Annotated in this window: 20 protein-coding genes and 1 pseudogene; 8 read left to right on the top strand and 13 right to left on the bottom strand. The window is 60.9% G+C overall.

Annotation, left to right across the window (positions count from 1 at the left end; all coding sequences use genetic code 11):
* Positions 1-7 precede the first annotated feature (7 nt).
* Positions 8-1,183, top strand: a pseudogene (locus AC1Q6C_RS19520) (MFS transporter); the annotation flags it as partial.
* A gap of 66 nt (positions 1,184-1,249) precedes the next feature.
* Here AC1Q6C_RS19520 and AC1Q6C_RS19515 read toward each other — a convergent pair.
* The 4 genes from AC1Q6C_RS19515 to AC1Q6C_RS19500 form a co-directional block, all read right to left on the bottom strand.
* Positions 1,250-2,500 (bottom strand): amidohydrolase, encoded by a 1,251-nt coding sequence (locus AC1Q6C_RS19515; RefSeq protein ID WP_270008657.1) that lies wholly within the window; start codon positions 2,498-2,500, stop codon positions 1,250-1,252.
* 98 nt (positions 2,501-2,598) lie between these two features.
* Complete coding sequence (locus AC1Q6C_RS19510) at positions 2,599-3,021, bottom strand: hypothetical protein (protein WP_007726468.1); 423 nt, start codon at positions 3,019-3,021, stop codon at positions 2,599-2,601.
* 470 nt (positions 3,022-3,491) lie between these two features.
* Positions 3,492-4,040, bottom strand: coding sequence for a hypothetical protein (locus tag AC1Q6C_RS19505; protein ID WP_064443219.1), 549 nt, complete (start codon positions 4,038-4,040; stop codon positions 3,492-3,494).
* Between the two features lie 159 nt (positions 4,041-4,199).
* Complete coding sequence (locus AC1Q6C_RS19500; RefSeq protein WP_156519461.1) at positions 4,200-4,340, bottom strand: hypothetical protein; 141 nt, start codon at positions 4,338-4,340, stop codon at positions 4,200-4,202.
* A gap of 187 nt (positions 4,341-4,527) precedes the next feature.
* Here AC1Q6C_RS19500 and AC1Q6C_RS19495 point away from each other — a divergent pair, with 187 nt between their 5' ends.
* The 4 genes from AC1Q6C_RS19495 to AC1Q6C_RS19480 all read left to right on the top strand — a co-directional run bounded on the left by AC1Q6C_RS19495 (position 4,528) and on the right by AC1Q6C_RS19480 (position 9,169).
* Positions 4,528-6,243: a 3-ketosteroid-delta-1-dehydrogenase gene (locus AC1Q6C_RS19495; RefSeq protein ID WP_270008659.1), complete on the top strand. Its 1,716-nt coding sequence runs from the start codon at positions 4,528-4,530 to the stop codon at positions 6,241-6,243.
* A gap of 689 nt (positions 6,244-6,932) precedes the next feature.
* Positions 6,933-7,733, top strand: a complete 801-nt coding sequence (locus tag AC1Q6C_RS19490) for a peptidoglycan DD-metalloendopeptidase family protein (RefSeq protein ID WP_231914974.1) — start codon at positions 6,933-6,935, stop codon at positions 7,731-7,733.
* Between the two features lie 244 nt (positions 7,734-7,977).
* Positions 7,978-8,739 carry a pentapeptide repeat-containing protein gene (locus tag AC1Q6C_RS19485; RefSeq protein ID WP_064443221.1) on the top strand — a complete coding sequence of 254 codons (762 nt, stop codon included), beginning with the start codon at positions 7,978-7,980 and terminating at the stop codon, positions 8,737-8,739.
* A 13-nt stretch (positions 8,740-8,752) separates the two neighbouring features.
* Positions 8,753-9,169 carry a hypothetical protein gene (locus tag AC1Q6C_RS19480; protein ID WP_042452357.1) on the top strand — a complete coding sequence of 139 codons (417 nt, stop codon included), beginning with the start codon at positions 8,753-8,755 and terminating at the stop codon, positions 9,167-9,169.
* A gap of 78 nt (positions 9,170-9,247) precedes the next feature.
* Here the strand turns inward: AC1Q6C_RS19480 and AC1Q6C_RS19475 are convergent, their stop codons facing one another.
* The 4 genes from AC1Q6C_RS19475 to AC1Q6C_RS19460 all read right to left on the bottom strand — a co-directional run bounded on the left by AC1Q6C_RS19475 (position 9,248) and on the right by AC1Q6C_RS19460 (position 12,785).
* Positions 9,248-9,589: a hypothetical protein gene (locus tag AC1Q6C_RS19475; RefSeq protein WP_270008661.1), complete on the bottom strand. Its 342-nt coding sequence runs from the start codon at positions 9,587-9,589 to the stop codon at positions 9,248-9,250.
* The gene (locus AC1Q6C_RS19470) at positions 9,586-10,737 is read right to left on the bottom strand and encodes an alkane 1-monooxygenase (RefSeq protein ID WP_492666733.1); all 1,152 of its coding nucleotides are present in this window, start codon (positions 10,735-10,737) and stop codon (positions 9,586-9,588) included. The genes AC1Q6C_RS19475 and AC1Q6C_RS19470 overlap by 4 nt, the downstream gene beginning before the upstream one ends.
* A gap of 95 nt (positions 10,738-10,832) precedes the next feature.
* Entirely contained in the window at positions 10,833-11,486 is a 654-nt protein-coding gene (locus AC1Q6C_RS19465; protein WP_007726493.1) for a class F sortase, read from the bottom strand.
* Entirely contained in the window at positions 11,487-12,785 is a 1,299-nt protein-coding gene (locus AC1Q6C_RS19460; RefSeq protein ID WP_070160393.1) for an ice-binding family protein, read from the bottom strand.
* 223 nt (positions 12,786-13,008) lie between these two features.
* Here AC1Q6C_RS19460 and AC1Q6C_RS19455 point away from each other — a divergent pair, with 223 nt between their 5' ends.
* Positions 13,009-13,725, top strand: coding sequence for a TetR/AcrR family transcriptional regulator C-terminal domain-containing protein (locus AC1Q6C_RS19455; RefSeq protein WP_064443223.1), 717 nt, complete (start codon positions 13,009-13,011; stop codon positions 13,723-13,725).
* Between the two features lie 356 nt (positions 13,726-14,081).
* Here AC1Q6C_RS19455 and AC1Q6C_RS19450 read toward each other — a convergent pair whose 3' ends face one another.
* The 5 genes from AC1Q6C_RS19450 to AC1Q6C_RS19430 all read right to left on the bottom strand — a co-directional run bounded on the left by AC1Q6C_RS19450 (position 14,082) and on the right by AC1Q6C_RS19430 (position 18,918).
* Positions 14,082-14,225: a hypothetical protein gene (locus tag AC1Q6C_RS19450; RefSeq protein ID WP_165639161.1), complete on the bottom strand. Its 144-nt coding sequence runs from the start codon at positions 14,223-14,225 to the stop codon at positions 14,082-14,084.
* Positions 14,226-14,283: 58 nt separating this feature from the next.
* Entirely contained in the window at positions 14,284-14,745 is a 462-nt protein-coding gene (locus AC1Q6C_RS19445) for an Hsp20/alpha crystallin family protein (protein ID WP_007726499.1), read from the bottom strand.
* A gap of 186 nt (positions 14,746-14,931) precedes the next feature.
* Positions 14,932-15,816 carry an MBL fold metallo-hydrolase gene (locus tag AC1Q6C_RS19440; protein WP_042452347.1) on the bottom strand — a complete coding sequence of 295 codons (885 nt, stop codon included), beginning with the start codon at positions 15,814-15,816 and terminating at the stop codon, positions 14,932-14,934.
* A gap of 137 nt (positions 15,817-15,953) precedes the next feature.
* Entirely contained in the window at positions 15,954-17,207 is a 1,254-nt protein-coding gene (locus AC1Q6C_RS19435; RefSeq protein WP_054187574.1) for a wax ester/triacylglycerol synthase domain-containing protein, read from the bottom strand.
* Positions 17,208-17,253: 46 nt separating this feature from the next.
* Complete coding sequence (locus AC1Q6C_RS19430) at positions 17,254-18,918, bottom strand: hypothetical protein (protein WP_230793318.1); 1,665 nt, start codon at positions 18,916-18,918, stop codon at positions 17,254-17,256.
* 182 nt (positions 18,919-19,100) lie between these two features.
* Here AC1Q6C_RS19430 and AC1Q6C_RS19425 point away from each other — a divergent pair, with 182 nt between their 5' ends.
* On the top strand, positions 19,101-19,718 hold the full coding sequence (locus tag AC1Q6C_RS19425) for a DUF1109 domain-containing protein (protein WP_270008662.1): 618 nt from the start codon (positions 19,101-19,103) through the stop codon (positions 19,716-19,718).
* A gap of 200 nt (positions 19,719-19,918) precedes the next feature.
* Positions 19,919-20,410, top strand: coding sequence for an FBP domain-containing protein (locus AC1Q6C_RS19420; protein WP_003943738.1), 492 nt, complete (start codon positions 19,919-19,921; stop codon positions 20,408-20,410).
* Positions 20,411-20,531: the final 121 nt, after the last annotated feature.

Genomic DNA, 20,531 nt, shown 5'->3' with positions numbered 1-20,531 from the left:
CCTCCAAATGGTATCAAAACGCAACCAAGTTGAGGTGGAAGTGACTGCACGTCATGCTGTCGAGAACGCGCGGGGCAAGTTGAAAATGTCTCGCGGACTTCGCCTGTTGCTCGCAGTGCTCTGCGGGGTCTCGGTAGCCAACATCTACTACGCACAGCCGCTCCTCGGGCAAATAGGCTCGGATCTTTCCATTCCTCCGGCCGGCCTCGGTTTCGTAGTCGCACTCGCCCAACTCGGTTATGTGGTGGGGTTGATCGTGTTGGTGCCATTGAGCGATCTCGTGAATCGAAAGAAATTGATCGCAATCCAGATCGTCGCTGCTGCAACGGGAACGATGCTTGTTGCTCTGGCCACCATGAATCTGCAGCTGTTGATCGGGATGGCGGTCGCAGGCACGTTCTCGGTAGTTGTTCAAGTCATAGTTGCCTATGCTGCGGCAATCAGTGACCCGGACGAGCGGGGCGCAAACATCGGTGTCATCACCAGCGGCGTTGTCGTCGGCATCATCCTCGCTCGGACTGTCGCCGGCGCAGTTGCGGATCTGGCAGGCTGGCGGGCGGTCTACGCGGGATCCACTTTCATTTCGGTACTGGTCGCGGCCGTCGCGCTGACGATGCTGCCGAAAGATCCTCGTTCGCAACACGATAGGCGTTCGTACGTGCGTGCAATGGGGTCTGTCGTGACGTTGACGCTTACGAACCGACTGTTTCGCACCCGGGCCCTGATCGCCTTGTTCCTTTTCGCGTCCTTTGGTGCTTTGTGGAGCGGAATGGCCCTGCCGTTGAGTGAGGAACCATGGCGGTTGTCGACCACACAGATCGGGCTCTTCGGAATCGCAGGATTGGTTGGAGCATTGGGCGCGGTCGGTGCCGGTCGGTGGGCCGATCAAGGCAAAGCGCAACGCGTCACCGGGGCGTCGTTGGTCGTTCTCTTGCTGTCGTGGGTATTCAACGCGCAGGCGACGCACTCGCTGGTGTTACTCGTTGTCGGTGTTGTTGCGTTGGACTTCGCCGTACAGGCTGTTCATGTCACGAGCCAGAATCTGATCGTCGCGAACACACCGGAATCGTCGGGGCAGATCATCGGTAGTTACATGGTGTTCTATTCGTTGGGCAGCGCGGCTGGGGCGGTTTCCACCACTATGGTTTTCGACGCGGCAGGGTGGGGCGCTGCAAGTATTCTCGGCGGCGCCTACGCGTTTGCAGCCTTGATCGCATGGACGATCGATCGATTGCGGACCCGCAACACTCTAGGGAGTTGGGAGCCACGTCCTGGCCGCGACGACCAAGGCGTTCACACCGATGGTCAGGGTCGGCTCGATCACGGGAGCGTAGTGCGGAGAGTGGTTCGACGGCACGGTTCGCAAAGCCGGATCAGTCATGTCACCTGTCGTGAACAGTGAAGGGTCGGTACCGCCCAACAGCCAGTACGACAGTGGCGCACCGGCACTGGTCGCGAGAATGCCGACATCTTCACTACCTGCTCCCGCACCGGGATCGAGAATCTTGTTCGTCCCCAACCATTCGGCAAACGCATCGAGTGTCTTGTCCAGCGCTGCCGGATCATTGACGACGATCGGAAAGTGCTCCGTCTCTGTGATGGTCGGTGAGGTGGGTGCACCGGCGGTGGCCGCTTCGCCCCGGACGATGCGGTCGACGCTGTCCAGGATGCGCTGACGCACACCTGCGTCGTAGCTGCGGATGTTGAGTTGCAGTTCTGCTTCGCCGGGAATGACGTTGGCGGCATCTCCAGCATGGATGGAGCCGACGGTGAGGACAGCTGTGGCAGTACTCGGGACCTCGCGTGAGATGACAGTTTGCAAACGCAACACGGTTTCGGCTGCCATGACCACGGGATCGACCGAGTTCTCCGGCATAGATCCGTGGGCGCCCTTTCCGACCAGTCTCACACGAAGTGAGTCCGATCCCGCATACGAGGGGCCGGCGTGCCCGGCGATCGTGCCTGCCGGTAGCGGCGATACATGTTGTCCGAGAACGATGTCGGGCCTCGGGAATCGCTCGAACAGTCCGTCGTCGACCATGGCTTGCGCACCCGCGCCAAGTTCCTCAGCCGGTTGGAAGACGAGGACAAGAGTGCCAGACCAGGTCGTCGTATCCTGAGAGAGGATCCGGGCCGCACCGAGTAAGCAGGTCGTATGCAGGTCATGGCCGCACGCGTGGCTGACCGAGACGGTCTTTCCCTGATCGTCGGTCGTTGTCACGGTACTGGCGTAGTCCAATCCGGTTTCTTCCCGAACCTGGAGGGCGTCCATATCCGCACGCAGCAGCGCTGTGGGGCCCGCTCCGTTCTTCAGGACTCCGACGACTCCGGTAGTCCCGACACCGGTGGTGGTGTCGAATCCAAGTGCTGTTAAATGTCTTTCCACCAGACTGGATGTTCGTTGCTCGTGAAACCCCAGTTCCGGATGGCTGTGGAGGTCCTTGTACAGGTCGATCAAATCCAGATCCACGGCGATCGTTTCGTGCACTGACGAGGTCATGAGTGTCCTCTCGGTAGCGTCTTTTCAGGCTAACCGGGATGACGGGTCGGTAAACAGGACCTTAGGTCCCACGGTGCCGGTGATGCGGAGTTCTGGTGCTACGGCACGTAGAACGATGTGACACCTGGGGTGATGATGGATCCGGCCACGGACAGCACGGCAACAGCGACTTGACCGGTCCCGGTCTGCACGATCGCCTCTGCTGGGACTCCGTTGAGACCGTCCGAGAGCCGAGCGGAGCCGGAGGCCCCGGTCGAAAGGTTCAGCCAGCGCACTTCGGACGAGAGCAGGCATCCCCACCGGCCTTCCTTGCCTCCGGTGATCGTCACCGTGCCGGGTTGTTCACCGACGACAGCTACGCAGCGGACGGCCGGCGCGTCGAAGCTGCCGTTCGGGTTGCCGTACGGCGCAGGGTTGACCTGGAATGGAATGGTCACCGCGGCGGATGCGAGCGCTACCGACGTCAGAGTAGAAGCGATCACGACGGATGTGCAGACGCTCAGTCGGCGAACGAGATTCATCACGGAGGCCTCCAGCCATGTCCAGGTGATTTGCTTGTCTTCCCCGACGTAACGTTTTGGTCGTAGCTTCCCTTCTTGCATCGCCGCATTGAAGACGACAGCCTCACCATATCCGGTTGCACAGGAGAATTCAGGTACTCGTCGCTATTCGCGACATGTGGCGGCCTCAGATGCCGTCCGTCGAACCGCCTCTGCCGTCGTCGAAGCACGTACTACGGCAACCGGTGTTCCGGCTGCGGGATCGAAACTCCAGTCCTGCCGATAGGACTGGAGTAGATCTGGATCTGTGATCATCGCACCTGGCGACAATCGCTGGGCGAGCGTGTTCAAAGCGTCGACATTGACCATGATCTGGTTTCAGCCTTCCGCTCCGAGATGTGAAACTCATTGTGTCCAAGGCATGTCCGTGGACCCGAGAGTTGAAAGTCAGTATCTCGAGTGCGGTTGAGATCCACCGAATATGGCGTACGTCATATGTTGCTGAGGTCGGTCAGTACCTGATCGAAGGCGCCGGTACGTCCAGGTGTCACTACCTTCTGAAACAGTGTCAGGACACATTCGTCAAGGGCGTCCGTTGCCGTGAGGGTTCTTCTGGCGACGGTACTTCTAGCGGACCATCGGCCACGTTCCATGTGTGCCAATGCGATTCCGTCACGCCGGGCTGTTGCCTTTCGGCCCGATGAATGAACGAAGAGGTATGTTCTGCCCGCGATATCGACTTCGCACAGCTTGTTCTTGCGGCGCATGGCCTTGGGCTTCTGGTCGATCAGGGTCCCGATCGTTCCGTCGGACAATCGAAGTGATGCAGGTCGGCCTTTGCGGAATGTGAGCCTGGATCGATCCTGCTCGGCTGTTGACGATTTCCTCTTCCGCCCGCCGGCAACGCTCTCCGATCCGTCGTCGGATGCGGGAATCAGTTCGCCTTGAACGTTCCCCGACGGATCGAATATCGATACGGCCGAACCACCTTCGGCGAGGTTGACGAACCAGCCGGTCTCTGTAGGGGTGTTCCATTTCATGTAGATGATTATTCTTCATCAGTGCCGAGGAACATCAGCCGACAGCCCGAGCCGAGGATCGCGGTCAGGATTCGACAGTCACCTCGACGACGCCATCGTCGCCGTTGAAGCGAACTGCCGGCCAGTACCCGTCCATGAAATGCAAACCGCACGAGTCTGTCAGACGTTGACAATCGCTTCGACGGCCAGACGGTGAAGAGCCTGGTGATGCTCGAAGGCGTGGCGTAGGCGGGGAAGCATGCCGCGTACAAGGGCGCCGAGCGTTTCGTCGACGATGCCGAAGCTGGGATTTGTCCTCACGTGAGCAGCGTAGACATCGAAGAAGGCAAGCCGCGATTCTGCTGGGGCGGGCACAACGCCCGACCCGTGGCAGGAGCCGTTCTTCGCCAATCCACTCGCAATGTCCCGCTGACTGGGCATCCGGAACCTTCTGCGCCGCGACTGCCTTAGCGTTCTACGTCGATAACCACGTGAAGGGATTTGTTCAATGGCGAAGAATCAGGCACCCCCCGCGACACAAGCCAAGGACATCGTTGTCGATCTACTGGTGATCGGGTCCGGTACCGGCATGGCTGCCGCCCTCACCGCGAACGAGCTCGGCTTGTCCACGCTGATCGTGGAGAAGACGCAGTACGTTGGCGGTTCGACGGCGCGGTCCGGTGGAGCGTTCTGGATGCCTGCCAACCCGATCTTGGCGAAAGCCGGTGCGGGCGACACCGTCGAGCGCGCGAAGACATACGTGCGTTCGGTGGTCGGTGATACTGCCCCTGCCCAACGTGGGGAGGCATTCGTCGACAACGGTGCGGCCACCGTCGACATGCTTTACCGCACGACGCCCATGAAGTTCTTCTGGGCCAAGGAATACTCCGATTACCACCCCGAACTGCCGGGAGGTAGCGCCGCCGGACGTACCTGCGAGTGCCTGCCGTTCGACGCGTCGGTACTCGGCGCGGAACGCGGTCGCCTGCGGCCCGGTTTGATGGAAGCCGGACTGCCGATGCCGGTGACAGGTGCGGACTACAAGTGGATGAACCTGATGGTGAAGAAGCCGAGCAAGGCTTTCCCTCGCATCATCCGCCGCCTGGCGCAGGGCGTTTACGGCAAGTACGTACTCAAGCGTGAATACATCGCAGGCGGTCAGGCGCTCGCCGCCGGCCTGTTCGCAGGTGTGGTCCAGGCCGGTATCCCGGTGTGGACGGAAACGTCGTTGGTTCGGCTCATCACCGAAGATGGCCGCGTAACGGGTGCAGTTGTGGTGCAAGACGGACGTGAAGTGACGGTGACCGCTCGGCGTGGTGTCGTTCTGGCAGCCGGCGGGTTCGACCACAACATGGAGTGGCGCCACAAGTACCAGTCGGAGAGCCTCGGTGAGCACGAGAGCCTGGGCGCAGAGGGCAACACCGGCGAAGCGATCGAGGCAGCACAAGAGCTCGGCGCAGGTATCGGATCGATGGATCAGTCGTGGTGGTTCCCCGCGGTGGCAAGCATCAAGGGCCGCCCGCCGATGGTGATGCTCGCAGAGCGTGCGCTGCCAGGCTCGTTCATCGTCGACCAGACCGGTCGTCGATTCGTGAACGAGGCGACGGACTACATGTCGTTCGGCCAGCGCGTGCTCGAACGGGAAAAGGCCGGAGATCCGGCCGAGTCGATGTGGTTTGTTTTCGACCAGGAGTACCGCAACAGCTACGTGTTCGCAGGCGGTATCTTCCCTCGTCAGCCGCTTCCGCAGGCATTCTTCGACTCCGGCATCGCGCACAAGGCGAGCAGTCCGGTCGAACTTGCCCGCAAGATCGGTCTTCCCGAGGAGGCTTTTGCCGAGTCCTTCGAGAAGTTCAACGAGGCCGCTGCTGCCGGTAGCGATGCGGAATTTGGTCGCGGCGGAAGTGCATACGATCGGTACTACGGCGACCCGACAGTGTCCCCGAACCCGAACCTGAGGAAGCTCGACACGAGTGCCCTCTACGCGGTGAAGATGACGCTCAGCGACCTCGGCACCTGCGGCGGTGTGCAGGCAGACGAGCATGCACGCGTGCTTCGTGAGGACGGCAGCGTGATCGACGGCCTGTATGCGATCGGCAATACTGCGGCCAACGCATTCGGTCACACCTACCCGGGCGCCGGTGCAACGATCGGCCAGGGGCTGGTTTACGGATACATTGCCGCTCACCACGCAGCCGAGAAAGTAGCTTCGACTCAGCAGTAGATCCACTAGGCAACAGATCGCCGAACGGGAGATCAGCACGCGTTTCCGATGCCGGGAACGTGCACTGGTCTCCCGTTCGGCTTGTAGGAGCAATGCCGCCTGTATGTCCCATCTCGGTAACGCTGACGCGCCAGGTGACCAAGACGCGGTATCGTCTCCAGAAGTGACATGGGGCACTGGCGATTGTTCGAACAGATGCCATCAACCGAAGGCGCGCCTGATATCGACCGGTCGGGTCGAATGCGCAAAAACAGGTATGTACCCAGGTAATTCAACCGTGGTGTGGAGCGTCGTGAAGCGACAGCGTATGAGGTGATTCCTCATCCGCAACGCAAGGATCTCCATGTTCCACCCCCTTTCCGACCATCCGGGTAGACACCCACCCTGTCGATCTTCGAATGAGAAGCCTTCGGTTTGTTCCGGCATTCGTAGTCCTCGATCAACGATCGATTCAGGCACTGCCTCGATGTAGAACCCGTATCTCCTGTGCTGTCACCAGGAGATGCAGACCTGCGGGTCTATGCGCGCGCTCGCGTTCGAGAGCGGTCACCGTACCTCTCTCCATGGCGCGATCCGAACATCTCACTCCAACGGAGTCTTGGTGCGATACACCGAGTAGCTCAGCACGTATTGAGTGCTGTCTGCGGGTAGAGCCTGCACCTGCTCCGAGCACATCAGTCAAGGAAAACATGAGTAAGCACAGAAAACACAAGCCTTCCAGCACAAAACGATTCATCGCCGTAACTGCGGGACTGGGCGCCCTTGTGGGGGCCGGAGCAGTAGCCAATGCAGGTACCGCCGGTGCGCAGGGCTGGTCGGCGAGTTGCAATTGGGAGTGGCCGGTAAGCGGATCACTTTCGCAGGGTTACCACGCGGGACATGACGGAGTCGACTTCGCTGTCAACGTCGGCACCGCGCTCCACGCGCCCACATCGGGCACGATTTCTGTTGCCGGACCCAATGATCCGGGTGGATATGGAACGTACATCCAGTTGGAAGCGGACAGTGGCGAGCAGATTCAGATGGGCCACCTCTCCGAAACATGGGTCGGTGTGGGGCAACACGTCGAGGTAGGCGACGAGATCGGGGCAACGGGTAACACCGGTAGCTCCACCGGCCCACATCTGCATCTCCGCATTCACAGTGGAGGCGCCGTCGATCCCATGTCCTTCCTGAGTTCGATCGGGGCGTGCGATACCGGGTCGAGTATTGTTCCCGCGCCCGCGCCGGCACAGGACGTAGCACCCGAATTTGCACCGGAACCGGCGCCTGCTCCCGTTGTCTACTCTGAGACATCCGAATCTGCACCGGTAGAAAGCATTCCGGAGTCGGAGACTCCAGCGCCCGGCTCAGAGGTAGTCGTTGCAGCCGGTGATACATTGTTCGACCTCGCGACAGAACGAGGTCTCACCTGGCAGCAGGTGTGGGACATGAATCCGCAGATCGTCAATCCCGATCAGATCCTTGTGGGCGACGTGATCAACTTGTGAGAGTTGATAATTCGATACTGATCCGGGGATGAGTCAACGGCTCGTACACGACCGGTTTCAGTACCCCAGTTGACTCCGAGTTCCACTTCGTGCGCGTGAGCGCTGCAGCCGGGCCGTGCATTTCACGGTCCGGCTGTTTTGCGCGCTCCGAGAAGTGATTCCTACCGAAGTACTGATGTGTGGTGGTTCGCTTCTTGGGCAGCCACGGCCAATCGCTGGGCATCTTGCCGATACTATTGAGCCCGTGAACCGGTCCGCGATCACCTCCCTACGTCGACGTTGGTCAGATGAGGGCGTCGATAATTTACGGGCGCAGCTGCTCGATCAGTCGCGGATCGTCAAGCCGCCCCACACTCTCGTCTCCCCATGGGCGGAGACCGATGACGGGCTGATCGATGTGCGTGGCCTGACAGCGGGTAGCGCTGGATTGGACATCCGGTATCTCACGTTGGAACGGATTGATCTGAGTTTCGCTCGGGGTCCGATCTCCGTCTTCGAATCCGAATTATTCGACTGCCGTTTCGATTTCGTGGCACTGACCGGACAGCCCCGTTTCAATCGCCGATTCGAACGGTGCAGTTTCCGGGGTGCGACGCTCTCTCGTCTGGCGCTCGGACCGAGGGTCGTCGATTGCGATTTCACTGGAGCCAAAGCACGCGGGCTCCGCTCCGTGCCCAATACTGTGTTCGAACGATGCGCATTCGACGACACAGACCTGACTGGTGCGCAGTTCGCCGATACCTCATTCGTGGAGTGCACTTTCGGCGGCGCACGATTCTCGGCGGCCACGAGTTTTGTGCGGTGTTCCTTCACCCGGACCGCTGTCGAGTTCTCCGAGGCGCAAGTGTCGCGAACAACGTGTGACGGCACCGCGATTCCGGATCAATGGGAAGGTGAGGCCGATTCAGCAGTCGCACTGGAGCGGTATGCCGGTCGATATGCCCGAGCACTTGGCGTGGGGGACACAGAGGGTATGGCCCTCGATCCTGAAATGGATGATTCGTAAAGGGGGCAGATCGATGACTCGCGGGGTCACGTTCAGGACAGTATTCGGTGGACCGTCGGTGCCGCTTGACTTCATCGAGGAGTTGACTCGGCTCAGACACCGGCTGAGGGGCATCGCGATGCAGTACGACTTCGATCTGTTTGTTGTCGTTGGTGGCGACATCTCCGTGGTGACCGATCCGACCGGGATCCGGCTTCCGCGTGTATTTCTGGGCAGGCGTACCGCTACGGCGCAGGTACAGATGAACACTGACGACGTGATGGGGGTGCCCGACCCGCGTGCATTTCTGTACACGACGATCCATGCGGCACTGACGGAACTGATCACGCGTGTCTCAGACCGCGACAACGACTTCGATGCGGACGGGGAGCGAGCGAAGATCGAGTTCTTGATCCTCGATGACATTGGCGAGCGCGAATCAAAGCTGTGATGGCAAATGACAAATGCTGCGCTCCCGAATTCGTCAGGCTGTTGTCACTCTCTGGCATCAAACACTGCGGTGACCACTTCACAGAAAATCGCCGGGTGCCGGCAATGGACGAACCTCACTATGAGTTCTGCGGTGCGCGGTAGCGGTGACAAGTAGGTAGCGTTCAGCTGCGGCGTAGTCGGTGATCGATGTTCCGTCGGGCCCGGGGGTTTGAGTGATCAGGTCGAGGTATCGGCGGCGATAGAGGTATGCGTCGGGCTGGGTCAACAGGTACTCCGCGGCAGCGACGACGTCCAGGCTCGGTGCGGCTCGTCTGAGCTGGGTGCGCGCCGGCTGGTACGCAGCTCTGGCGTGTTTGGTCGGCCCGGTGGCCGTGTAGTGCCCGTCGCTGTGGTCGTCGTCTCGGGCATTGTCATTCATATCGTCGCCTTGGTGTGAATGAGCTCGACGTTGCCGTTGTAGTAGCCGAGGACACGGTGATCCATCATCCGCCGCCACAGTGGTGGTACGGCAGCGCAGACGATCATCACCGCGTATCCGGCAGGGAGTTGCGGAGCGGTTGGAGCGCTGCGCAGAGATTGGTAGCGCAGACGCGGATTCGCGTGATGGTCACTGTGTCGTTGTAATTGGTACAGGAACAAATTGGACAAGAGATGATCACTGTTCCAACTGTCTTCGGGCCGGGCTTTGACAAAGCTGCCGTCTTGTCTTCGCGCACGGAGCAATCCGTAGTGTTCGAGGTAGTTTGCGGCCTCGAGGAACGTGATCCCGGCCAAGGCTTGCAGGAGCAGCCAGGGCAGTATCTGCCACCCGAATAAGGTGATCAACGTCCCGAACAGTGCGGCGCTCAGCGACCATGCCTGCACGATGTTGTTTCCAGGCGACAGTGCGGGTGAACCCTGCCGGCGCAGGCGTGCTGATTCGATCCGCCAGCCCGATTTCAGACCTCCGAATACGCTGCGGGGCAGGAATATCCAGAACGATTCCCCGAAACGAGCACTGGCGGGATCGCGCGGCGTCGCAACGTTGACGTGGTGACCGTGATTGTGCTCGATGTAGAAGTGCCCGTAGAACGATTGAGCGAGCACAATTTTCGCCAACCGCCGCTCGAGGCGGCTGCTCTTGTGGCCTAGTTCGTGTGCGGCATTGATACCGACGCCCGCAACGACGCCGACGGTCATCGCCAGTGCGATCTTCTCTCCGGTTGCCATCGGGGCGTGCGCCCAACACCATGCGGCGAAGACGAGGCCAGCGTATTGAAGTGGCACGAACAGGTAGGTACACCAGCGGTAGTAGCGGTCGTCCTGCAATGCCGCGATCACGTTGTCGGGTGGGCTGCGGCCATCTGCGCCGACTGCGACGTCGACGATCGGGATGACGAGAATCAGGATCCAGGCACCGGTCGCCCAGAACAGGCCGAGGTGCAAATATTCGACCAGCAGCCAGGACAGGAAGGGACTCAGCGGGATCAGCAATCCCAACGGCCACCAGTAACGCTTCCGATCCCGCCATGCAGGAGCGTCGACACCTGCTTCGGCGCTCGCTCGAATGTCGTCGGTGTCTGTCATCGAAACTTCTCGAGCACGGGAAAGTGGAATACGGTCATTGCTCTCCAACGGTTCGTGCGGACTTTCGAAGTGGTGTGCTGCGGCGTCTCAGGCGGTTAGGCCAGGTCGGCGAATGCGATGATGTTGTCGTTGTAACTGCGTGCGGTTTCGTCGAAGGATCCACCGCACGTGATGATCCGGAGTCCGGGGTGGTCGATGTCGCCGTATACAACGTCGGTGGGAAAGTCCTCTTTGGGGAAGTGTTCGACACTGGTAGCGGTGAACACTGCGCGACTTCCGTCTTCGCGGGTGACGATGATGTCGGCTCCTGTTTCGAGATTCCGCAGATCGAAGAAGACCCCGTCGGTGCCTTGCCAGTCGACGTGGCCGGCGATGATTGCCGGTCCGACCTCACCGGGGGCGGGAGCGCCGGTGTACCACCCTGCGTCCTTCCCATCCGGTGGGACCTCGAGTGCTCCATCGGTATCGAGTCCGAGATCGATGATGTCGGTGTCGACGCCGATGGACGGGATTTCGAGGCGCGCGGGGCGGTGGTCAGCAGTTACCGGCGCCCTTTCGGGCAGTGCAGAGTCAGTGGCGCGCGGCGCGGATGTGGTGTCTTGTCGAGGCGACGAGATTGGTTGTGAATTTCCGCTGTCGGATTGTCCACCGGCGCATCCGACCACCGTTACGAGTACTGAAACAGTAAGGGCGAGAGCCGTGATGGCTCGGCGAGTTCGCGGAGCCATCACGGAGTTTTCGTCTTTCATCTATCGACTTGTCCGACGGATGACGAGGGCCGACATAGCCACGACGCTGAAGAAGCCGACGAGCAGGGCGATCCACCCTCCACTGGACTGTCCGCCGCGTTGGGATTGTGTGCTTCCGTCACCGGTGTCGACCGACCCTCGTGGTACCTGCTGCACCTGAGGGGCTCGAACATTCGGGGATTCCGGGCCTACCGGTTGAGTGGTCGGGGTACCCGTTCGAGAAGCTGACGTCGTCGGCACCCGAGACGGGACGGTTACCGTCCCGGGAACGGTGGGAGGTATTCCCGGCAGTGGTGGGAGACCGGGAATCTCGGGTATGGACGGAATGTTTCGGCTGGTCGTGATGATCGGCGGTACGTCCACAGTGGTTGTAGTCGTGCCGTTCGGCCCTGGTGTGGTGGTCGTCGCTTCCACCGGTGTACCAGTCGTGGTTGTAGTCACCTCCGGCGGGACGACCGTCGTGGTTGTAGTCACCTCCGGCGGGACGACCGTCGTGGTTGTAGTTGTCGCGGTGTCAGGCGGGACCGTAGTCGTCGTAGTGGTCGGAGTCGTGGTCGTGACAGGAGGCGCACAGGTCGGGATCGTAACGGTGTTCGTATCCAGAGTGACCGCGCCATTGATCGCCAACAGTCGACCCTCGACGGTTGCCTCGGTTGTGGCAGTAATGTCTGTCAGCGCCAAGAGGTTTCCTCGGAAGACGGAGTTGGTGCCGAGGGTGGCGGAACTTCCAACCTGCCAGAAAACATTGCACGCCTGCGTTCCGTTGATCAGTGCAACGGTGCTGGACGACGATGTGATCAGCGTTGATCCCGCTTGGAAGACGAAGACTGCATCGGGGTCACCTTGCGCGTCGAGGGTGACGGTTCCCGACAGTGCGATCGACGAACCGGAGTTGTAGACACCCGAAACCAGTGTCCGACCGGTCAAGTCGGCTCCCGTCGGTTGTGTGGGTCCCTGACCGGCAAGAGTGTTGTAGGCAGTCAACACGTCGGGTTTCGCTCCCTGCGATACCGCGTCGCCACCATGATTGGTGCCGGTAATCGTCAGGTCCGATACACCGGTGATGGTTGGAGTCGGATACGTGCCGATATCGCCGCCGAGGGTTGTCGGTCCGGTGTTGGTGATTCCTGCTCCGGCAAGGACTGCAAAGGGCTCAGCGGTGCCGAGTCCGACAGCAGTCGCTTCCGCGCCGGCAGTGCCGGCCGGCAAGACGAGAATGCCGACGGAGAAAACGGAAATCGTTGCAATACCCGAGAATTGAAAGAACCGCGAGCGTCGTGTTGCGGTGGGTGCTGTCATGTTCTGTTCATCTTCGATCCTTTGAAGAAGGGACTCATGCGACGAAAGTGAGTCCGTACGTCCGCGCCGACTCCGGCGCCGGGACGTATCGATGAGCGCCCACGTAAATCCGGACATTCCGGGTATACGATGTGTGTATACGTTGTATGCATAGGGCGTATCCGAACAGTAAACCAGCCGTACTGTTCTGTCAACGCGTAGGCATACGATGTATGTTTTGTGAATGACCGGACACTCGCCAGATCGCACTAAGGGTTTGATTCCCGTCGCGGACCGCGAGGAGCCCCTCACCAGGGCGCTCGTACTCTCGACGGCGTTGGCGATCATCGACGAGGAAGGTGCCGACGGCCTCTCCATGCGCCGACTGGGCAAAGCGCTCGACAGAAATCCGATGACTCTCTACAGGTACGCGGCCAACAAGGCGGCCCTGCTGGACGGGGTCGTCGAGACCGTGCTCGAACAACTGGTCGTCGACCCGTCCGATCGCGACTGGAGGGGGCAGCTGCACGCAGTTGCGTACGGGTATCGCCGCCTCGCGCTCGCGCACCCCAACGTGGTTCCTTTGCTGGTCACTCGGCCGCTGTCCACCCCGCTCGGATTGCGTCCTCCCGGGACGTTGCGCTACGTCGAAGCGATTCTCGAACTGCTGATACGGGCCGGTTTCACTCCTGAAGACGCATTACACATCTACCGAGCAGTGTTCGGCTTCCTCAACGGGCACATTCTCAACGAGCTTCAGGAAATAGTCGAAAATCCCGAGGAGACGGACGATCTCTTGCGGCTCGGTCTGCATCGGCTTGCGCTTGCCGAGTTTCCGAGACTGCGGTCGATGGCTACGATCATGGCTCACTACGACGGGCAGGACGAACTCGAGCGCGGTCTGGCAATCCTTCTGGAGGGTCTGGCGACGGCATCTCCTCCGACGAGGGTTGAGGGCTGACCACTTTCAGTTTGGGTATCGACATGAGACGACCTCGACGGCCACACAATTCAGGGGACCGACGAGGTCGGTAAGCGTCAGCGCAGTCACTGACGTCTACATTTCAACCGTACGAGTCACGGTTGGCAGGTGGCGGCGAGCTTCGTCCTTGTTGTGTGAGTGTTTCGTCCTGCTTCGCCCATTTCGGGCGGTTCCTGACCTGCTGCAGGTGATGGCTCTTCGGTTCGGCCGGAATGCTTCATCGAGCTGAACGTGTGTAGAGCGCCTGTAAATGTCTTCCGTCCGCCTCGGTGGACGGACGGAAGGCATCAATTCATTTGTGGGTGACCGTATTCGGCGAACACGGTCGGGTTTTGTCAGGGTTGAAATTCTTCGTTGGTGGGGTTCTCGGGCGGGGTGGCCGCGAGGATGCGCTTCCACCAGCCTTGCCGCTGCGGGTCTTCGTTCCAGACGACCGGTTCAGCCAGAGCTGCGGCGGGGGCCATGATTGGCGCGGGCATAGTGGACCTCCTGGATGAAAGGCTCTCGTACAGTCGATTTCGTGCCAAGCCGTTCAGGTCAGGCTTCGATCTGTCCTTGGGTTTTCACCTCGGAGTTTGCGGTGCGGGACGGCGGTCCCGACGAGATTTCGATCCGCCGCGGTTTCGCCTTCTCTGCGATCGGCAAGGTCACGGTCAACACGCCGTTGTCGTATGAGGCGACGATCCGTTCGGAATCGATGTCCTCACTGATGGACAGCTGCCTTCTGTATGTTCCTGTGAAACGCTCACCGGCCAGCCACGTCACTCCCTCTTCGGAAATGGCGCTGCGGTGCGCGGTCAGGGTGAGGGTCGAGCCGTCTACCTGTACGTCCACTGATCCTGGGTCGACGCCGGGAAGATCGGCGTGAAGGACGTAGTGGTCATCGATCTTGTAGAGGTCCATCGGCATGAAGCGTGGACTTCGGCTGCTGCCGGTTCCGGTGGCAAGCAGGGACTTGGTGATCGCGTCGATGTCGGTGAAAGGATCGAAACGAAGCACAGCAACACACCTCCCGTATCGTCTAAGAAAGGTCACCGTCACCTCGACGGCGACCGAACTTACTGTGCGAGAACATGATAACCAGCCAAACTGGCACTCTGCAACCTTGAGTGCCAGATTTTTTCGGTGAACTTCGGTCCGATTTTCGGAAGTATCCGAAATGGCGCGATCAGTTCGCCAGGGATGTCAGAGGGTCCGGCGAAACACCTTGTCTTCGTCGACTGTGACGGCACCGGATGCGATGAGTCGTTCGAGGTGTAGCTGAGCTGTCCGTCGTTCGACGGCGTCGACGTACGGTGCCGATACGTGGGGGCGGTAGACGAGTCGATGAGCGACTATGTCTTCCAAGAGTTTTGGTTCGCCGAGGAATTGGATGAGACGGTCTTCGCGGCTCAGTAATTTGTCGCGGTATGCGGACAACCGGCGACGGAACTCGTCGCTGCCCTCGACCACGCCCTTCTGATGGAATGTTCCGTACCAGCGTGCGTCGATCGTTGCGACGTGGTCGATGGAGTCGAGGAAGTCGTTGACGCTGCTACCCAGGTCGCCGTACATCGGGCCGAAGGAGGTGAGGTCGATGTCGGCGACGTAGAAGAAGCCGTCGGGTTCAACGAGGACCCCGCAGTGTCCGCGGGTGTGCCCTGGCAAATGAATGACTGTCGCAGTGCGGTCGCCGAGGTCGAAGACGTGGCCGCCCGCGATCCCCGACACGTTCTCGTGGGTCGGGGGTATGCCGTATTGCGTAGCAATCGACTGCTGGACCTCGACTCGTTCGTTCGGAGGAAGGCCGTAATTGGTGAGCATCGTGTCGAGGGATGCGACTGCGGGTGCGTCGAGATGGTGCGCATAGGCCGGGGTGTCGAAATGGCGTAGTCCGGCGATGTGGTCCTCGTGCCCGTGGCTGACGAATACGAGGTCTGCGCCGACGGGGTCGCGGTCGAGGGAGAGCGAAGGGTCGATGACGAGCGTGCTTTCAGATCCGTGCACTACCACGGTGTTCCCGTAGGGGACGGCACCACCGTTCTCAGGAACCAGTACCGAGACCTTGCCGAATTCTGCAGGTGTGAACATCTTTCGCCTTCCTCGTGACGATCGTGTCGTGACGACACCGGCTTGCAGGCTCGAATCAGTGGAGATGTTGTCGAGACGTCTCGACAGTATCCGTTGCCCAAGCGGCGAGGTGCATCGGATAGTGGCAGTAGATCCAGTCAGTGTGCAGTGCCGGCTATTTCGTCGAGAGTCCGTTCGACGGCTCGGGCGATCTTGCTTGCAGGTGGGAGATGCTCGGCATCGGCCTGGATTCCGATCCAGAATGTGTCGTTGTAGGACGCTGCGGTGAAGCCGACGCGGACATTGCCCGCCAACGGGCCCAGAGGCCAGAGTTCGACTAGCGCTGCCCCGTCGAGCGTGAGCGGGCCGCGCGGTCCATGGACGTTGGACACGACTGCACCGATCATGTGCTGCCGCTTTGCGAGCTTGTCGAAAATGCCGGCGATACGCGGTGACCGAAAGGTTGTTCCCGCAGCGCGTGCGGAAGGTTTGGCCGCAGCGGTTTGCTTCGCGACGATCGCGACTGTGCGTTGTGGGTCGGTTTCACGAAGTGGAAGGTCGATGATCATGAACCCGACGGCATTGCGTGCGCTACCGATCGCTGTGACTGCGACGGGTACCGATACCGCAATCGACTTGGGGATGGGCTCGCCGCATTCTTGGAGGATGAATCGTAGTCCGCCGCCCACCGCAACGAGATAGGCATCGTTCAAAGTGCCTCCCGCTTGCTGCGCGGCATGCTCGATCAGCGAGGTGCGGACGTTGACGGACGAGATCGATCTCGTGGGACCAATGGCGCCCAGTAACACCCGTGATCGGATTGGCCGGTGCAGGAAAGTACCGATTCGAAATCGGAGGAGGTCGAGGGAACCGGCGGCCTTCGGAGGGATGTTCGGCACGGGAGCGCCCGGGTCGGTACTTTTCGAATCAGGTGAGGCGAACAAGCGCTCGAAAAGGTCGCTGGCTCTGGCGCCGTCGAGAACCGCGTGATGCACTCGGATCACAATGCCGCACAGACCCGGTCGAGCTGCAGGAACGAAGGCGATGTGCCACAACGGTCGGGTGGTGTCGAGGGGTTGCATCACGAGTCGACCACAGACGGATTCGAAGTCGGGTTCTGTAGGCCCGCGTTCGTCAAGCGAGAGATGGAGGTCGAAGTCGATGTCGTTTTCCGTCCACCACCATGACCCGTTCCGCATGATCGGTCGCTGCCGCAGTAACGGCTCCTGCGCGATGTGAGCGGCGAGGGTGCGGTGAAGTCGCATTAGATCAGGTCGACCGTCTCGATCGACGAAGCCACCAGGAGCGAGCAGTCCGGCAATAGTGACCAGGTAGGGCTGGACGTGCACACCGAGCTGGAAGCTCGCAGCGTCGACGGGTGATATCGGCACGTCGGGTGTGGTGTCGACCATCTGCTGAGCCTAATCGAGGCGACACGGTGGACGGCGATGGTTTCGGCTAGCGGATCACCAAGTCGTGGTCGGTGGCGCTGAGCGTGATCGCGGCAATGGGGTTTCCGCGCATCCAGTCCTGCACGAACGCGTCCAGAGCGGGGTTCGATGCCCGATCCGCGTACGCGTCCGACGGGATCTCGATTGCCCCGACGAGGTGGCGCGGATCGGCATCGAGGCCGGATGCGCGGGGAGCCATCCGTAGTCCGTCGGCGGTGTGCAGGACGACCGGAAGAACCGTGCCATCCGGTGCAGTCACGGTCGCGGTCCGCGTGGTGGCGACCGGGTCGAAATGGTCCACGTCCAGTCGGTATCCGGACGGTTGTGCGTGCTGGCCGATCGCGTCGAGCAGACGCGGATCCACCACAGAGTACGGAAACCCGATGTCGATCAGAGCCTGACCGTCGATGGCACCGTCGCGGGCGGGCAGGGTCGTGGACAAGTGCCAGGGGGCAGCGGGGGACAGGGTATCCGTCGACCGGTCTGTCGGCGCGTTTTCGATCAGTGTGCCGAGGAGGGACGCGCCGGTCGGCGTGAACTCCCAGGCATCCCCGACGAGATCCTTGTGCCAGAAGCCGGATTCGGCGCCGCGGAGACCCTCGACGCGCAACTCCCGCCGGTTCGGGCCGGGACCGAGTGAGTGCACACTGATCGCGGATGTGACTTCACCGGGAATTTTGGGCTGGTGCACCCAGTCTGGGGCCGGAAGTCGGATCGCGGCGGTGCTGCGGTCGAGTGTTTCGGCCACGAGGTTGGGTGCCGACGGCTTGTCCGACTGATCTTCCCAGCTGTAGCGGAAGAAGATCGAGTCCGATCCCGAAGAATCGAAATCAAATGTGCGGGTGTATATGTCGCCGTACTTGTTCATCACGAAAGTGGTTGATCCGGCCGCCGACAGCGAGTCCGCCTGGAATCGCCCGCCGAGCGGGCCGCCGATCTCGTAGCTGTCGTCGTTGGGCAGCCACGGGTCCGCGTAGGTTATCCGGCTGCCGTCCCCGGTCAACGTGGGGATCATCGTCATCTTGGCGAGTCCGACGAAGTGAATCCGTCCTGCGACGTCGGTGAAAGTTTGGTTGTCCCAAGGCGACGAGACGCTCAGTGCCCACCCGTTCGGGTGGTCTCCGGGGAGTTGTCGGCCGGGACCGCTCCACAGCGGTGCGCCCCATGCCGAGGTCCAATTCCACACCAGCGGATCCTGGGATGCGTTGTCCATCGTGTAGATCCAGCCGTTGTCGTCGACCGCGACGAGTTCGTCGTCGTCCAGTGATATCCCGACCAGTCGTCCACGCAGGCACTCGGGCATCGGCACGAAACGCCACGGTTGAGCCGTTGATGCGCCTGTCTCTCGCGGCCGAGCGAGTAAGTCGTGGTCGACTAGCGCGAAGTCCCAGAAACGATTGAATTGCGTAGTTGGCGTGCGGATCTGGACCGAGCTGGGGGCGGTTGAACCGGTGAATGTCGGTAGGTTTGCCAACCCGACTCGACCTCCACCGGAGGGCGCACCTGGTGGCAGTTGGGCGGTTCCGAATGATATGCAACTGGCCGGCCCAGGTTCGGTGGGCGCGGCAGCGGCGAGGGGAGTGGACCACAGGAGGGCGGCGGAGAGTAGGACGCCGACGCTCAGCAGTCGCGGTCGGTGCGGGTGCGAAACTCCACTCGCGGTCTCGTTCACCGTCCGATTGTCGCATGATCGGCACGTTGAATCTGCGAATTGTGAGGTTTGTCCATCTGTGTCGGTTGCGGCGAGAGTGCCGATCGCTGCGTTGGTTGTTGTGAGTGGAACGAGAGTGCGTGTACTGCAAAGGTATTCGCCGTGTAGCTGAGTTTGCCATGACCTGCAGATACGGTGGGGTGATGAGAAGGCCGAAGTCGCTGGGTGAATGGTTGGTAGCTGACCCTCCGGAGTCGTCCAAGCCACCGGGGCCGATTCTTTTGGCATTCACCGTTGTTCCGCTCATTGCGTTGGTCTGCCGGCATTACGGTTGGTGGCCTTCGCCGTTCGGGGAGTACAGATGGTTGGATCCCTTCCTCGTCAGCGCTGCGGCGCTGCTCATCTTGATCGTGGTCGGTCTGGTGTGGGCGATCCGCACCCTCTACGTCCTTGGCCAGGACCGGCGGTGGTCGTGGTGGATTCTGCCCTCCCCGATCGCCGTCATCGCTGCAGTCGCTCTGGCGTTGTTGATGCCGCCGGCAACTTTCCTCGACAAGAGCGGAGAGTTCGAGACCATCGCGATTGGTCTTTTGGAGCAGCCTGAATCGACCGTGGAAGAGCTCGAGATCGGCCAGTTCGATATCAGTAGTGCCCATGTCGTGCGGCCGGATGAGGTCTACTTCATCGACGACGACAGCATGTTCATCACCTCGAGTGGGTGGGTGTACTCGCCCAGCGGCCCACCATCGGGGTTCGATGATTTCTCCGCAACTCACCTCGGCGGACCTTGGTACGAGTTCACGGCGGTATGGCGTGACTGATAAATCGAGTGGCCTGTAACGCAGGCCTGTAGCTACCATCGCGGTGTGGATACGTACACGGTGACGCCCCATGGGCGTGAGGGGGTTGTCGGCGTCGTCTTCGCCGGCGACAGATAGCGCATTTCGGACCCGACAGCACTTGGTGCTGATCGGGCCATGAGCTGTACCCACCTTCACCGAGCCACGATTGGTATACACCCATGATCATTTTGACCGATACATCTATTCGTTCCAGCCTCGTCAACGCGAGTCGTAAGGAGAAGTCCGATCTCACCGTTCCGGACGGCTTCGGCACCATCGACTTCGACGCTCTCGACTACCTGGGCTGGCGAGATCCGAAAATGGGCCGACGCGCCTACGCGATCGTCCCGACACTCGACGGGGAGACCATCGGAGTCTTGCTCGTTCAAGCCGAGGCCACTCCGCGATCGCGCGCCCAGTGCTCCTGGTGCCGCGACACGCGACTCCCCAACGAGGTCGTCTTCTACGGCGCCAAGTTGGCCGGGCCCGCCGGTCGACGTGGCAGCACGGTCGGAACACTGATCTGCCGAGACTTCCAGTGCTCGTCCAATGTTCGTAACGACCCCCCGCTCCCGTATGCCGGCTACGATGCCGCCGCTGCGCGCCAGAACCGGAAAGATGAACTGGTGCTGCGGGCTTCGAGTTTTGTCGAGCGGGTGGCTCGGCAGTAGAGCGGACCAAATCGGGGACGAGATAGCACCCTGTTGCGACGTTCGTCCCCCTTTCCTGACTCAGGGAGGGGGACGAGCTGTCTAGACGGGTTTGATCCGACGAGCACTTCGAGACGACGCG

This window comes from Rhodococcus sp. MT28 (assembly GCF_058792695.1).
This window is presented reverse-complemented; position numbering and strand designations above follow the sequence as displayed.